Source organism: Stenotrophomonas genospecies 5 (assembly GCF_054473825.1).
In genome coordinates this window covers 2,400,230-2,414,648 of sequence record NZ_JBTMUW010000001.1, presented here as the reverse complement: position 1 = coordinate 2,414,648, position 14,419 = coordinate 2,400,230, and the positions used below count along the sequence as shown (strand labels likewise).

The following is a 14,419-nucleotide window of genomic DNA, read 5'->3' as shown; positions in this document are numbered from 1 at the left end:
GCGCGATGAACGTCGAATCGATCGTCAATGCCCTTCTCGGCGTGGTGTGGAGCCCTTACCTGGTGGTGCTGTGCCTGCTCGCCGGCCTGTACTTCAGCGTGCGCACCCGCTTCATCCAGCTGCGCGCGCTGCCTGACATGCTGCGCCTGGTGTTCCGCCATGAGCGGTCCGATGCAGGGGTGTCCCCGTTCCAGGCGTTGTCCCTGTCGCTGTCCAGCCGGGTGGGCGTTGGCAATATCGCCGGTGTGGCGATGGCCATCGCCTTCGGTGGTCCCGGTGCGATCCTGTGGATGTGGGTTGTCGCTTTCCTGGGTGCGTCCAGCGCCTTCATCGAATCGACGCTGGCGCAGATCTACAAGGATCGCGACGCCGGTGGCCAGTATCGGGGGGGGCCGGCCTACTACATCGAGAAGGGACTGGGCCAGCGCTGGTATGCGGTGCTGTTTGCACTGGTCGCCGTGCTGGCCGGCGCGATGCTGGCGGGTACGCAGTCCAATGCGATCACCAGCGCGGTGAATGAAGCCTGGGACGTACCGGTCGTGTTCACCACCGGCGCACTGCTGGTTGCACTGGGTGCCATCCTTGTTGGCGGTGTACGCCGCATCGCCGGTGTCGCCCAGTGGCTGGTACCGCTGATGGCCATCGCCTATCTGCTGGTGGCCGCGATGGTGATGGTGCTCAACGCGGACAAAGTGCCGGAGGTCGCAGCGCTGGTGCTGCGCAGTGCCTTCGGCATGGATGCAGCGTTCGGCGCCATGATCGGCACGGCGATCCAGTGGGGCGTGCGCCGCGGCGTGCTGTCCAACGAAGCCGGCATGGGCAGTGGTGCGCACCCGGCGGCCGCAGCGGAAGTCTCCCATCCGGTCAAGCAGGGCCTGGTGCAGTCGTTCTCGGTCTATATCGACACGATGGTGGTGTGCAGTGCGACCGCCTTCCTCATTCTGTCGACCGGCCTGTACAACGTCTACGACCCGGCGGTAAACGGCATTCCGGATGATGCGCGCCTGCTGCTGGGCAACCTGCCCGGCGTCGAGGCCGGACCGCGTTTCGTGCAGCACGCGGTGGAATCGGCATTGCCGGGCTTCGGCCGTTCATTCGTGGCGCTGGCCATCCTGCCCTTCGCGTTCACCACCATCCTGGCGCTGTACTACATGGCCGAAACCAACATCAGTTACCTGTGCCGGGACCGCCGGATGCCGTGGGTGATGGGCGGGTTCCAGCTGCTGTTCCTGCTGGCCACCGGCTACTCGGCGCTGAACAGTGCCACGGTCGCCTGGTCGCTGGGGGATATCGGCGTGGGCCTGATGAGCTGGTTGAACATCCTCGCCATCCTGCTGCTGCAGAGGCCGGCGCTGGCCGCGCTGCGCGATTACGAGCACCACCGTCGCTTGGGGACGGATCCCCTGTTCGATCCGCACCGGCTTGGTGTTCGCAACACCTGCGCGTGGGAACGGTAACTGTCCGGGCAGATGGGGTGACCCAGCCTGGTGGGTGCGATCCCCTCTGGTGGGTGCGGACCTCGGTCCGCACCTCCTTTCCCGCTGCACCCGCCGGGCATCGCCCGGCGTGGCCCCCTCACTCGTTCGGCGGTGTGGTCGCTTTGGCTTCACTGCCGAAGTTGCCGTCGGCTTCTGCGGCCAGGTAGGCGAATACGGTGTATGCCGCCACATTCTGCGCCAGCGCCTTCGGGTCGATCTTGTCCAGCGTGTCGTCGGCGGTGTGGTGCAGGTGGAAGTAGTCCGAACCATCCTGTGCCAGCCACGCCCAGGCGCCACCCTTGGCCGCCAGCGGGCCGATATCCGGCCCCGGGCCGCCCTTGTCGGCTGCGTACTCGATGCCCAGCGGCTTCATCACCTCGGCGATCTGCCGGGTCGCTTCGCGCGAGCCTTCCGGGTTTGGCGAGCCGGTATTGAACGCATAGATGCGGCCGGCACCGAAATCGCTCTCGGCAGCCAGCTGGTGCAGCGCCACGTCCTTTGCATGTGCTTCGGCGTAAGCCTTGCCGCCGTACAGCCCCTGCTCTTCGTTGGCGAACGCGATCACCCGGATCGTGCGCTTGGGGGCCTGCTTGAGCTGGCCGATCAGATGCCCCGCGGCCATGGTGATGCCGACACCTGCGCCGTCATCGACGGCACCGGTGCCCAGATCCCACGAATCCAGATGGCCACCGATCACCACGACTTCCTTGGGCAGGGTGCGGCCAGTGATCTCGCCGATCACGTTGTAGGAGGTCGCCGTACCGTCCCAGCCGCAGTCCAGCGCGACTTTCACCGTAGTGCTGCCACGTGCCAGCAGACGTGCCAGCTGGTCGGCATCGGGCACCGACAGGGCCGCGGACGGTACCGGGGTCAGGCCGTCATCGAATCGGGTGATGCCGGTGTGCGGCACGCGGTGCGAATCGGTGCCGGCCGAGCGCATCAGGAAGCCGACGGCGCCCTTGCGGATCGCTTCGGAAGGTCCCTTGCTGCGGATCGCGCCACCACGGCCGTAGTCGCGGCCATCGCGGAACGGCAGCATCTGGTAATCGACGAAGGCGATCTTGCCCTTCAATGAACCGGCGGGCGCAGCCTGCAGCGCGGCCAGGTCGGCGAAGCGCACAACCTCTGCTTCAACGGTACCGCCCGGGCTGCCACCCAGTGCGGTGATCTGCAGCGGCTGCGGGTTCCTGCCGGTCACGGCGGCGTGTTCGCTGCGGCGCTCCCACTTCGGGAAGGTCACCGGTTCTTTCCAGACCTTGTCGAAACCCAAGGCCTTGAACTTGGCTTCGGCCCAGGCGACCGCACGCGCGTCGGCTTCGCTGCCGGCGATGCGTGGACCGATTTCGGTGGTCAGCGACTCGACCACCTTCCAGCCGGTGTCATCGGCCAGGGCCTGATCGCGCAGCTGCGCGGCCGTGGCCAGCGACGCCGGGGGCAGGGTAGTGGCGCGCGGTGCCGCGAAGGCCGGGGCGGCCAGCAGGGCAAGGGAGGATGCGATGGCAAGGACGCGGCGACGCATGGACAACTCCGGGAAGGGACCAAGCCTTGGAGCTTAACAGTCGTTCAGACGCGCGCATGGGCGGGAGGTCATGTCCGGAGCGAACGCTGTTTTCCGCCACATCCGGCAAAGCGAAAGCCCCGCCGGAGCGGGGCTTTCACATGCGGCGGGCTCGCCGGGTACGGCCCGGCGCTACGCCTTATTTCTTCAGGCTGTCGCGGATCTCGCGCAGCAGCACCACTTCCTCGGCCGGGGCGGCGGGAGCGGCTTCCTTCTTGCGCGACAGACGGTTGATGACCTTGATCACCAGGAAAATGGCGAACGCCACGATCACGAACTGGATCAGGGTGTTGATGAAATCACCGTAGCCGATCACCACCGCCGGAATCTCCTTGCCGTCCGGCCCGATGCGTGCCGGCGACAGCGTCCACGCCAGCTGCGAGAAGTCCACCTTGCCGATCAGCAGGCCCAGCGGCGGCATGATGATCTTCTCGACCAGTGCAGTGACGATCTTGCCGAAGGCGGCGCCGATCACCACGCCGACGGCGAGGTCGATGACGTTGCCGCGCATCGCGAATTCCTTGAATTCGGTGAGCACTCCCATGTGTTTTCTCCTGTGGGGGATGTGGACAGCGCGCAGAGTAGCGCAGGTGGTGTCAGCCGGCGATCACGCCGTGGCGCTCGGCCACGTTTTCCAGGCGCGCGCTGAAACGGTCGCCCGGCTTCAGTGCGGCCACTCCGGACGGCGTGCCCATGAACACCAGGTCACCGGCGCGCAGCTGCCACAGCTTGGACAACTCGTGCAGGATTTCCGGCACGTTCCAGATCATCTGGTCCAGCAGGGCCTGCTGACGCACTTCGCCGTTGACTTCCAGCGACAGGTTCAGCGCCGCCAGATCGCCCACTTCGCCGGCATGCACGATTTCGCTGATCGGTGCGGAGGCATCGAAGCCCTTGGCGGCGTCCCAGGGATGGCCCTTCTCCTTGGCGGCCGCCTGCAGATCGCGGCGGGTCAGGTCCAGGCCGACGGCATAGCCGTACACCAGCGCTTCGGCATCGGCCACGGGAAGCTCGCCGGCCGGGGCATCACGGCCGATGGCCACCACCAGCTCCACTTCGTGATGCAGATTGGCCGTCGCGGGCGGATAGGGGATGGCATCGTCATGGCCGACCACCAGCGCATCGGCAGGCTTGCTGAAGAACATCGGCCGGCCGCGGTCGTCGGCCGCCGGCACCGCGGCTCCCATTTCGCGCGCATGGTCGGCAAAGTTGCGACCCACGCAGTAGACGCGGTGCACGGGGAAGCTGCCACCGCCCACCACCGGAACACGCGGCGTGGCAGGTGCAGGGATCACATCGGAAACGTCGGACATGCGGGCATCCAGGAAGGGAATGCCCGCAGTCTAGAACGCATGGCGCCCGCCGTCAGCGGGCACGCCGGCCGGCAGGGCTCAGCGCGAGGCCGGCAGCACCGGCTTGCGCACCACCCGGTACTCGCCCTCGACCACGGTCGGGTCGGCCGGTCGGGCTGCACCCGCCTTGCGCGAGGCCAGCAGCTTCCACGCCAGGCCGACCAGGATCATCGCCGCACCGACGAACACGCCGATGAACACCATCGCGGCCAGGATCGCCAGGCCGAGCAGGCCCACGGCAACGCGCACCAGCGGGTGACGCGGCTTGCGCGGCGCGAACAGGGTGCGGAACTGGTTGAAGGCGGAATCGCGATTGAACATGGCGGCTCGATAGGCTGGGAAATCAGCGAAACCAGAGTATCGGGAGCCCGCACTGTCATTGAGTGAAAAACTCGTTAAATATAGCCTGTGCTTATTACGAATCAATGACTTGTGTTCATCCTGCAGCCAGTCACCTGAGCAGGCGTGCGACAATGCTTCTTTACTGTCCGAGCCTTCGCCATGACTGCCGCTGTTGCCCTGATCGCCCTTGATGCCATTGCCGATGGTGCGTTTGCCGAGGTCGAGGCAGTGGTCGAGGGCGATGCCGAGTCGTTGCTGCTGTATCGCGACGGCGTACAGGTGCGCGCCTTCCTGAACATCTGCCCGCATGCCGGCCGTCGCCTGGACTGGGCGCCGGGGCAGTTCCTGAAGAGCCGCGAGGGGCATCTGGTCTGCGCCGCCCACGGCGCCTCGTTCGCGTTGGACAGCGGTGACTGCATCGCCGGCCCCTGCAAGGGCGACCGCCTGCGCGCGGTGCCGGTGGACGTGCGTGATGGGCAGGTCTACCTGGCCTGAGGCCGGCTAGGGGGCGGCTCCGTTTTCCGTAGGAGAACGGCTCTGACCCATCAAGCCAGGAGCAGTCGAGCATGGCTCGACTCTGCAAAGGCATCCACGCATAGCGTGGATCTACCGTGTCGACCAAGGTCGACACCTACCAAAGCGGTGCACGACGCTGTTCTGGCAGATCGCAGAAATCTGTCGGACCCACCCCGCCTTCCCACGAAATGCACGCTTTTGCCGTTGAGGTTGCCGGCCAGCGGCCGGCACTACCGGGGTGCAGGGCGCAGCCCTGCCGATGAACCCGACCTTCAGAACATCAGGTTGATCATCAGCACCACCACACAGGTGTAGATCAGCGACAACGGTCCGCCGACCCGCCACATCTCGCGCGGGGTGTAGTTGGCCGGGCCGGTGATCATCGAGATGACCGGATTGGAGGCCGTCATCAGATTGTTGGAGGCCGACAGCGCCACGATCAGTGCGAACGCGGTGGGGTTGCCACCCGCCGCCAGCGCCAGATTCACCGCGATGGGCACCATCACGATGGTTGCGCCGACATGGCTGATCACCAGCGAGAACACCGTTGTCAGCAGCGCCAGGGCCAGCTCCAGCACCCACACCGGTATGCCGGTGGGGAGCTTGTCGATGGTGTGGCCGGCGACCCAGGCCGCCGCGCCGCTGGAGTCCATCGCCCAGCCGAGCGGGATCAGTCCGGCCATCATGAACACGGTTTTCCAGTTGATCGAGGCATAGGCCTCGTCCATCCGCAGCACGCCCGTCAGCAACATGCCGGCCACGCCGGTCATCAGGGTCAGCGCTACCGGAAGCTTGCTGGTCAGCGCGATCAGGATCGTCAGCGCGAATATCGCCATGGCGATCTTGAACTTGTGCGGGCGCTGTTCGCCGGTCGGGTAGTCGGTGACCACCACGAAGTCACGGCTCTTGGCGGCCTGCGCCAGGTCGGTCCAGATGCTGTGGAAGACCAGCATGTCGCCAGCGCGCAGCTGCACGTCGCGCACGTCCTCGCGGATCACCTGTTTGTCGCGGTTGATCGCCAGCAGGCTGATGCCGCGCTCCTTGCGCAGGCGCAGGTCGGCCGCACTCTTGCCGATCACGTTCGAGGTCGGCGGCACCACCGCCTCGGAAATGCCCGCGCGGCTGGGATTGAACAGGTCGCCCAGGTGCTTCAGCCGCGAGGACATGCGCAGGAACTGGTTCTGGGCGAAATCGCCGATCTGCTCGCGCGGACCCATCGCGCCCAGCACACTGCCCACCCAGATGCGCATTTCCGCCGGTGGCGCCAGCCGCGTATCGTTGCCGGTCTTCAGCGCCAGCAGCAGCGGCGCGTCATGCAGGCTCTCGGCCTCGCCCAGGGTCATGCCGACCAGCGGGCTTTCGGCGGTGACCACCAGTTCGAACACATCGCCTTCGATGCCGTAGGTCTTGGCGAAGTAGCTCTCGGTACGGGCCGGGGTGACCCCATCGTTGACCAGGGTCTCTTCCTCGATCAGCTTGCGGTCGCCGTAATAGCGGAAGTACAGCAGCGAGGCGATCAGCAGCGCCACGCCGATCGGCAGCGGCGCGAACATGCGCAGCGGCTCGATGCTGGCCAGGCCGGAGGGCAGGTTGTTGTTGGCCGAGGCCAGCAGGTCGTTCAGCAGGATCAGCGGCGAGTTGCCGACCATGGTCAGCGCACCGCCCATCACGATCGCCGCCGAGATCGGCAGCAGCAGCCGCTGCATGGTCAGCCCGGTACGTGCCGCCAACCGCGAGGCGACCGGCAGGTACAGCGCCATCACCGACGGGTTCTGCATGAAGGACGAGTTCAGGCCGGCGATGGCCGTGGTCATCATCAGCAGGCGCTGCTCGATGCCATGTCCGCGTCGCAGCAGCCAGGCCGCGAGCCGGTTCAGTGCGCCGGTGCGGTCAAGGCCCGCACCGAGGATGGTGGTGGCGATGATGCTCATCACCGCGTTGCCGGAGAAGCCGCCGAAGATTTCCTCCGGGGCGATCAGGCCCGTGACACCCAGTACCACCAGCACCACCAGCGCGACGACGTCGGCGCGGATCCGCTCGAACAGGAACATCGCCATCGTGAAGCCGACCAGCCCGAGTACGAGCTTCATGTCGTTGGTCAGCGTCAGCGCGGTATCCATGTGGGGCGCGGCGTCCTCGGGCGATCGTCAGGTGCGGTCGTACAACAGGTCCCAGACGCCATGGCCGAGCTTCTGGCCGCGGGTCTCGAAGTGGGTCTGCGGCCGCCATTCCGGGCGCGGCACGCTGCCCCGCGGACCGGCCCGGTTGACCAGGCCGGCGGTCGCATCGAGCACGTCCCACATCTGTTCGGCGTAGTCTTCCCAGTCGGTGGCGCAGTGCAGGCGGCCGCCCGCACGCAGCTTGCGCACCAGCAGCTCTGCGAAGGCCGGCTGCAGCAGGCGGCGCTTGTTGTGGCGCTTCTTGTGCCACGGGTCCGGGAAGTAGATGCGCACTTCATCGAGCGCGCCATCGGCGATCTCGTTCTGCAATACTTCCACCGCGTCATGGTGGTACAGGCGCACGTGGTCGGCGTTGTCGTCGGCCAGGGCGTTCAGCAGGCGGCCGACACCGGGCGCGTGCACTTCGATGCCGATGTAGTCGCGCGACGGGTCATGCTGGGCAGCAAAGCGCAGTGCAGCGCCGTTGCCGAAGCCGATCTCCAGCACCTTGTGCGCCGGGCGACCGAAGGTGGCGTCCAGGTCGCGCGGCTGGCCGCTGTAATCCAGGCCGAAGCGCGGCCAGCGTTCGTCGAACGCGCGCTGCTGGGCAGGCGTGAAGCGGCCCTGGCGCAGCACGAAACTGCGCACCTCGCGGCGCCCCTCGCTGACGGTGAACGGCTTGGGCGGGGCCTTGGACCCAGCGCTGTCGAAAGGATTGGTCATCAGCCGATCAACCCATCCACCGGCGACGACGCGCTGGCGTAGCGCTTGCGCGGGATGCGCCCGGCCAGGAACGCCTCACGGCCGGCTTCGACCGCCTTGCGCATCGCGCTGGCCATCAGCACCGGGCTGCGCGCGCCGGCAATGGCCGTGTTCATGAGCACGCCATCGCAGCCCAGCTCCATCGCGATCGCCGCATCCGATGCCGTACCGACGCCGGCATCGACGATGATCGGCACCCGGGCGTCTTCGATGATCTGCAGCAGGTTGTACTTGTTCTGGATGCCCAGGCCCGAACCGATCGGCGCGGCCAGCGGCATCACCGCAGCGCAGCCGATCTCTTCCAGGCGCTTGGCCAGGATCGGGTCGTCGGAGGTGTAGACCATGACCTCGAAGCCATCCTTGACCAGCTGTTCGGCGGCCTTGAGGGTCTGCATCACGTCCGGGTACAGGGTCTTCTGGTCGCCCAGCACTTCCAGCTTGGTCAGGTTGTGGCCGTCCAGCAGTTCACGGGCCAGGCGGCACGTGCGCACCGCGTCTTCGGCGGTGTAGCAGCCGGCGGTGTTGGGCAGGATGGTGAAGCGCTCCGGCGGCAGCACGTCCAGCAGGTTCGGCTCGCCGGGGTTCTGCCCGATGTTGGTGCGGCGGATGGCCACGGTGACGATCTGGGCGCCAGCGGCCTCGGTGGCCAGGCGGGTTTCTTCCAGATCCTTGAACTTGCCGGTGCCGGTGAGCAGCCGCGAGCCGTAGGTCTTGCCGGCGATCACCAGCGAATCGGGGGAGACATGAACGTTCATGGCGCGATTATCGCTTATCCGCCTGAAGATGGGGTCGTCACTTCGATGCCGCCGGGAGGCAGGCGCAGGGGCAGCGCCTGCCTCCCGGCGAGCGCGCAGCGCGGGCGTCGTGCCTCAACCCCCACCCAGGGCGTGCACGATCTCCACCACGTCACCTTCGGCAAGGCGGTGCTCGCCATGGCGGCTGCGGCTGACGATCTCGCCATTGACCTCGACCGCCACCCGGCGCTGCAGCAGCTGCTCGGCCTCGAGCAGGTCATGGAGGGTTGCCGAAGCGTGCAGGGTGCGGGGTTCGCCGTTGAGCTGGATGTTCATGGCGGCATTGTCGCGTATGGCCCGTCAGGACGGAAACCATCCGTTCCTCCGCACGGCGCCCGCATCGGCGCAGCCTGCGATTGGCGGGCTGCGCGGCAATTCATGCGGCGGCGCAGCGTGAGCAATCGTCGGTGCGGTGAAACCATTCACCGTGCGCCGGCGTACGCACGCCGGATCCTCAATGACGTCCCCACAGGAGTTCTTTACATGCTGCTCAGCAAACGCCCGATCCGCTCCCTGATGGCGGCCGCGATCGCACTGGCCGCGGTTCCGGCCATGGCAGGCGAATCCCCTTACTCGCACGCGGTGTTCTTCGGCGACAGCCTGACCGACGCGGGCTATTTCCGGCCGCTGCTGCCCCCGGCAACACAGCAGGTCACCGGCCAGTTCACCACCAATCCGGGCTGGGTCTGGTCGCAGCAGGTCGCCAACTACTACGGCCTGAATGGTACGCCCAACGGCAATGGCCAGAACGGCGACAACTATGCCGCCGGCGGTGCGCGCGTGTCGGTGGAGGTCAGTGGTGCCCTGGGGCCCATTCCGTCGCTGAAGACGCAACTCACCCGCTACCTGGCCGCAAATGGCGGCAAAGCCGATGCCAACGCGCTGTACACCGTCTGGGGCGGCGCCAACGACCTGTTCGCGGCCGCTGCGGCGCCGGCACAGGCGCAGGCCATCATCGGCGCGGCCGTCACCGACCAGATCGCCCTGGTCGGCGCGCTGAAGCAGGCGGGCGCCCAGTACGTGCTGGTGCCGAACCTGCCCAACGTCGGCCTGACGCCGTCCTTCCGTGGCCCCAATGCCGCCGCCGCCACCGCGCTGTCGGCCGGCTACAACAACGCCCTGTATGGCGGGCTGAAGCAGGCGGGCATCGAATTCATCCCGCTGGATACCTTCACGGTGCTCAGTGAAGTGGCCGCCAATCCGGCCATGTACGGTTTCACCAACGTCACCAGCACGGCCTGCACCATCGACCCGGCCAATTCGACGCAGAGCATCATCGGCTGCAACCCGACGTCCTACGTCAGCCCGGATGCCGCGAAGACCTACCTGTTCGCCGACGGCGTGCATCCGACCACGGCAGGCCATGCACTGCTGGGCCAGTACGCGGTATCCGTGCTGGAAGGCCCGCGCCTGCAGCAGGTGCTCAGCCATTCGGCGCAGACCATCGGCCGTTCGCGCGCCGACCAGGTCGGCATGCATCTGGGCGGTCGTCCGGCTGACGGCCTGTCGTGGTGGGGCGGTGTGCGCGGCGACATGCAGCGTTATGACCACGCCGATCTCTACGACGGCCTGGCGCCGGCCGGCCTGTTCGGTGTCGACTGGTCGCGTGACGGCATGGTCTTTGGCGGCTTCGGTGGATATGGACGCATGGATGCCGATTTCGGCAACAGCCGCGGCGATTTCACCCAGTCCGACACCACGCTGGGCCTGTTCGCTGGCTGGTACGGCGAGCGTGCCTGGGTCAACGGGCAGGTCAGCTACAGCTGGCTCGACTACGACGTGACCCGCAAGGTGCAGCTGGGTCCGGCCACCCGTGAGCATGGCGGTTCGGCAGATGGCAGCAATCTCACCGCCGCCATCAATGCGGGGTACGAGTTCGGCACCGAGGGCGGCTTCCGCCACGGTCCGGTGGCTGCCGTGATCTGGCAGAAGGTGAAGATCGACGGCTATACCGAGAGCGCCGACGCCGGCACGCTGGCCACTGCGCTGGGTTACAACAACCAGGAGCTGGACTCCACTGTCGGTCGCATCGGCTGGCAGGCGCGCTTCGATGGCGGCACCTTCAAGCCCTACGTGCAGGCCACCTACGACCACGAGTTCGAAGACACCAAGCAGGCCAGCGCCTGGCTGCAGTCCCTGCCGGAGCTGGGCAGCTACCGCGTGCCGGGCCTGAAGTTCGACAAGGACTACGCCACCGTGGTGCTGGGCGCCCGCACGGAGCTGTTCGGGCTGCAGAGCAACATCGGCCTGAGCACCTCCACCGCGCAGAAGCGTGCACGTGACGCGACGCTGTTTGCCAGCTTCAGCGGCAGTTTCTGACGAACGCACCTTCCCAGGCCCCGCAAGGGCCTGGGAAGGCTGCATGGCAGCGTCGGGCCATGCCCGGCGCATGCGGTGGCCACCATTGCGCAACACCGGCCCGACCGCATAGACTTTCACCACGCGACGCGGGCGTAGCTCAATGGTAGAGCTGTAGCTTCCCAAGCTACTGACGAGGGTTCGATTCCCTTCGCCCGCTCCATGTCTCCCAACGGTTTGCGCCATTTCCGGCGCTCCGCAATATCCAGACCGCTCCGCGATTCAGCGCGAAGAAGCAGCCTGTGCCCTCTCTGGGCCCACGCGTAGCCGCTCAGGACCGCGCGATGAATTTCCGGATGATCCCGCGGTTCCAGGTGAACGCAGTTTCTGTCGCTTTTGACCTGAGCCGCCCGTGTCCACTGGGCACCCGCAGTCCGCCAGAATCGCGTCGGCTGGAGGTTGGAACAGGGGAGGATGGCAATCACATCCGGCGTCCCGTAGTTTTGGGGGCGCACATACACGGAGTCATGTGATGGAACACAATGAGCAGTCGAAGCAGGAAGTTGGCCGTGGCCCCGATCCTGTTATGCCGGTTCGGCCTGTTGGCGTGATTGTGTTTGCGTTTCTTGCCGCCATTGCGGCGTTTCTGGCGAGCGCGAACATCTTTCTTGGCTTTTTCCCCTCACATCTTCTGGAGGGCGCAGCGGTTGCATTCGGGCTTCTGGCATTCGTGCTGGCCAAGAGAGCCGGTCTTCGATAGCTGCCAGACACTTTGCGGCGGCTGACCTGCATGGCCCTGACCCGTACCGCGTTGCGGCTCATCATCGAATGGCTGCCGTTGCTGATGCTGGTGGCGGTGTGCATCGTGTGGTGGTCGCCGTTGGGTGTGGTGGCTGGACTGGTGGCCGGCGGCGCCGTCGGCAGCGTGTTGCAGCGTTTCCCGCGCATCGGGGCTGACGCCGGAGGCGCGACGCTGCGCTCGGAGCCGCTGCAGCCCTTCGCTACGGAGCCGCCCTCTGACGATGTGCTGTTGGATTACGGTGAGATTGGTATGGGAGGGCCCGTTTCCAGCACGCAGATGTTGCGTGACGGCGCCATCGTCGATGGTATCGACGTTTCAGGGGGCCAGGGCTGCAGCGCTGGGTGGATTGATCTGGAAGGCACATCGTTGCGCCTTGCTCACGCCTGGATCCGATACCGCCAGGTCGTGATGGTTTACGACGAGCGGCGCAAGGTGCTGATGCAACTGCCCGGTCTACCGCCGCATGAACTTCAGCAAGCCCTGGATGGGCACCGGTGGCAGTACGGTGATCGTGCTGCCGCCGACTGGGTGTGCAGCCTGCTTGGCGAGCGGACGCAACTGCAGGCCTACCATGGGCTGTGGCTGGCACCCGATCATCCGGCGTTGGCCGACCCTCCGCTCTCGCAGCTGCGCCATGTGCTGCCCGACGGCCGCATTCTGCGGGCTTCGCTGCTGTTGCCGGACGATCTGCGCCTGACGGCCCACCCTGAGCTGTTCTGCAAGGTAAGGCCCTATGCGCTGCAGCTGGACAATGTCGACAGTGAGCGGCATGTCTGCGACTTGAAGCGGGTGATGGTCAGTCCCGGCAACCAATGCCTGGTGGTGCACGGCGTAGTGTTGCGCGAGGACATGCGGCCGCTCGGGGGCATCTGGCTGGTCCACCAGCATGGTCGGTGGCTGGCCATGAGCACGAGCGCGTGGGCAAGGGTGGGGACGTCCCGTGAATTCGTCTCGGTGGATGTGCTGGACGTGAGCGATGATGGCATCGTGCAGTGTGAGGCCTACACTGAGACGTGGGACGGCAGTACGATGCATCGCCAAGCTGTCACCTATGCATGGCTGGAGCTGGCGTTGGAGTGGCGGGAGACAGCGCTGATCGTGCATGCACGCAACGGACGCTTCACACTCCGCGTACCACGTCGCTGATCGGCGGCCTCCTTCACGCACCTGAGGCAATCATCCGCCCGCCACACGGCCGCGCTATGCTGCGCGCCTGCCGACCGATCCCGCCGCGATGAAGCTCGCCATCCTGTCCCGCAACAGCTCCCTGTATTCCACCCGCCGGCTGGTCGAGGCGGGGCGTGCGCGCGGCCACACGGTGCGCATCCTCGATCCGCTGCGCTGCTACATGCGCATCGCTGCCGACGGATTCTCGATGCACTACAAAGGGCGGCCGATGACCGGTGTGGACATGGTCATTCCGCGCATCGGTGCGTCGATCACGCGATATGGCACTGCGGTCCTGCGCCAGTTCGAGCTGATGGGCGCGCGTACGCCCAATCCGTCCGACGCGATCCTGCGCTCGCGCGACAAGCTGCGCGCGCATCAGCTGCTGGCGGCCAAAGGCATCGACATGCCGGTCACGGTGTTCGGCGACAACCCCGATGACACCGTCGATCTGCTGTCGATGCTGGGGCCGCCGCCGCATGTGGTGAAGCTCAACGAGGGAACGCAGGGGCGCGGCGTGATCCTGACCGAAAAGGCCAGTGCCTCGCGCGGGATCGTCGAGGCGCTGCGTGGCCTGTATGCCAACTTCCTCATGCAGGAGTTCATCGGTGAGGCCAAGGGGGCCGATCTGCGCTGTTTCGTGGTCGGCGACCAGGTGGTGGCCTCGATGCAGCGGCAGGCACCGGAAGGCGACTTCCGCTCCAACCTGCACGCCGGCGGCACCGCCGTGGCGGCCAAGGCCAGCCGCGCCGAACAGCAGGTCGCGGTGCGCTCGGCCAAGGCACTGGGGTTGTCGGTCTGCGGCGTCGACCTGATCCGCTCGCAGCGGGGCCCGCTGGTGCTGGAGGTCAACTCGACCCCGGGCCTGGAAGGCATCGAGGCAGCCTGCGGGGTGGACGTGGCCATGCGCATCATCGAGCACGTCGAGAAGCTGAAAAAATCCTGATTTTTCAGTAAGTTGAGATTCTCTTTGGGCGGCGAGACGCTGCTTTAACATGCCTTTAATCGGTGCGGGCGTAGGCTTCAGCGAACCGCAGCTCTGCCTCTCAGCAGGATCGGTATCGGGATACGACTTCAGGCCCAGGCGGGTGCACCGCCTGGGCCTTTTTTATGCGCGTCCGTAGGCCACGCGCCACTTGTGGCGGCCCGGAGGCGCTCGTAGAGTTGGGCCTTCGTTCCGATGGACCGGGA

Annotated in this window: 14 protein-coding genes and 1 tRNA gene; 7 read left to right on the top strand and 8 right to left on the bottom strand. The window is 66.4% G+C overall.

The window, feature by feature from the left end; genetic code table 11:
- The first annotated feature begins 5 nt into the window (after nt 1-5).
- On the top strand, nt 6-1,457 hold the full coding sequence (locus ACX9OW_RS11160; protein ID WP_459062270.1) for an alanine/glycine:cation symporter family protein: 1,452 nt from the start codon (nt 6-8) through the stop codon (nt 1,455-1,457).
- A gap of 118 nt (nt 1,458-1,575) precedes the next feature.
- On the opposite strand, the gene ACX9OW_RS11155 is transcribed toward ACX9OW_RS11160, so the two are convergent.
- The 4 genes from ACX9OW_RS11155 to ACX9OW_RS11140 all read right to left on the bottom strand — a co-directional run bounded on the left by ACX9OW_RS11155 (nt 1,576) and on the right by ACX9OW_RS11140 (nt 4,709).
- Nucleotides 1,576-2,997 carry a M28 family peptidase gene (locus tag ACX9OW_RS11155; protein ID WP_053517073.1) on the bottom strand — a complete coding sequence of 474 codons (1,422 nt, stop codon included), beginning with the start codon at nt 2,995-2,997 and terminating at the stop codon, nt 1,576-1,578.
- 178 nt (nt 2,998-3,175) lie between these two features.
- Nucleotides 3,176-3,580, bottom strand: a complete 405-nt coding sequence (gene mscL / locus ACX9OW_RS11150; protein WP_053517072.1) for a large-conductance mechanosensitive channel protein MscL — start codon at nt 3,578-3,580, stop codon at nt 3,176-3,178.
- Nucleotides 3,581-3,632: 52 nt separating this feature from the next.
- A complete protein-coding gene (locus ACX9OW_RS11145; protein WP_065181655.1) occupies nt 3,633-4,349 on the bottom strand; it encodes a fumarylacetoacetate hydrolase family protein in 717 nt (238 codons plus the stop codon).
- Nucleotides 4,350-4,427: 78 nt separating this feature from the next.
- Nucleotides 4,428-4,709 carry a hypothetical protein gene (locus ACX9OW_RS11140; RefSeq protein WP_128988456.1) on the bottom strand — a complete coding sequence of 94 codons (282 nt, stop codon included), beginning with the start codon at nt 4,707-4,709 and terminating at the stop codon, nt 4,428-4,430.
- A gap of 180 nt (nt 4,710-4,889) precedes the next feature.
- Here ACX9OW_RS11140 and ACX9OW_RS11135 point away from each other — a divergent pair, with 180 nt between their 5' ends.
- Nucleotides 4,890-5,225, top strand: coding sequence for a Rieske (2Fe-2S) protein (locus ACX9OW_RS11135; RefSeq protein ID WP_111186756.1), 336 nt, complete (start codon nt 4,890-4,892; stop codon nt 5,223-5,225).
- A gap of 293 nt (nt 5,226-5,518) precedes the next feature.
- On the opposite strand, the gene ACX9OW_RS11130 is transcribed toward ACX9OW_RS11135, so the two are convergent.
- From ACX9OW_RS11130 to thiS, 4 genes are all read right to left on the bottom strand, one after another.
- Nucleotides 5,519-7,366 carry an SLC13 family permease gene (locus ACX9OW_RS11130; protein WP_053517063.1) on the bottom strand — a complete coding sequence of 616 codons (1,848 nt, stop codon included), beginning with the start codon at nt 7,364-7,366 and terminating at the stop codon, nt 5,519-5,521.
- A 27-nt stretch (nt 7,367-7,393) separates the two neighbouring features.
- The gene (gene trmB, locus ACX9OW_RS11125) at nt 7,394-8,128 is read right to left on the bottom strand and encodes a tRNA (guanosine(46)-N7)-methyltransferase TrmB (RefSeq protein WP_053517060.1); all 735 of its coding nucleotides are present in this window, start codon (nt 8,126-8,128) and stop codon (nt 7,394-7,396) included.
- Entirely contained in the window at nt 8,128-8,922 is a 795-nt protein-coding gene (locus ACX9OW_RS11120) for a thiazole synthase (protein ID WP_053517058.1), read from the bottom strand. The genes trmB and ACX9OW_RS11120 overlap by 1 nt, the downstream gene beginning before the upstream one ends.
- A gap of 114 nt (nt 8,923-9,036) precedes the next feature.
- Entirely contained in the window at nt 9,037-9,237 is a 201-nt protein-coding gene (thiS, locus tag ACX9OW_RS11115; RefSeq protein ID WP_053517056.1) for a sulfur carrier protein ThiS, read from the bottom strand.
- Between the two features lie 207 nt (nt 9,238-9,444).
- Between thiS and ACX9OW_RS11110 the strand changes: the two genes are divergently transcribed.
- From ACX9OW_RS11110 to rimK, 5 genes are all read left to right on the top strand, one after another.
- The gene (locus ACX9OW_RS11110; RefSeq protein ID WP_459062269.1) at nt 9,445-11,280 is read left to right on the top strand and encodes an autotransporter outer membrane beta-barrel domain-containing protein; all 1,836 of its coding nucleotides are present in this window, start codon (nt 9,445-9,447) and stop codon (nt 11,278-11,280) included.
- A gap of 128 nt (nt 11,281-11,408) precedes the next feature.
- A tRNA-Gly gene (locus tag ACX9OW_RS11105) sits at nt 11,409-11,482 on the top strand.
- Between the two features lie 309 nt (nt 11,483-11,791).
- A complete protein-coding gene (locus tag ACX9OW_RS11100) occupies nt 11,792-12,019 on the top strand; it encodes a hypothetical protein (RefSeq protein WP_459062268.1) in 228 nt (75 codons plus the stop codon).
- A gap of 30 nt (nt 12,020-12,049) precedes the next feature.
- Entirely contained in the window at nt 12,050-13,207 is a 1,158-nt protein-coding gene (locus ACX9OW_RS11095; RefSeq protein WP_459062267.1) for a hypothetical protein, read from the top strand.
- Nucleotides 13,208-13,295: 88 nt separating this feature from the next.
- A complete protein-coding gene (gene rimK / locus ACX9OW_RS11090; RefSeq protein ID WP_065181793.1) occupies nt 13,296-14,174 on the top strand; it encodes a 30S ribosomal protein S6--L-glutamate ligase in 879 nt (292 codons plus the stop codon).
- Nucleotides 14,175-14,419 lie beyond the last annotated feature (245 nt).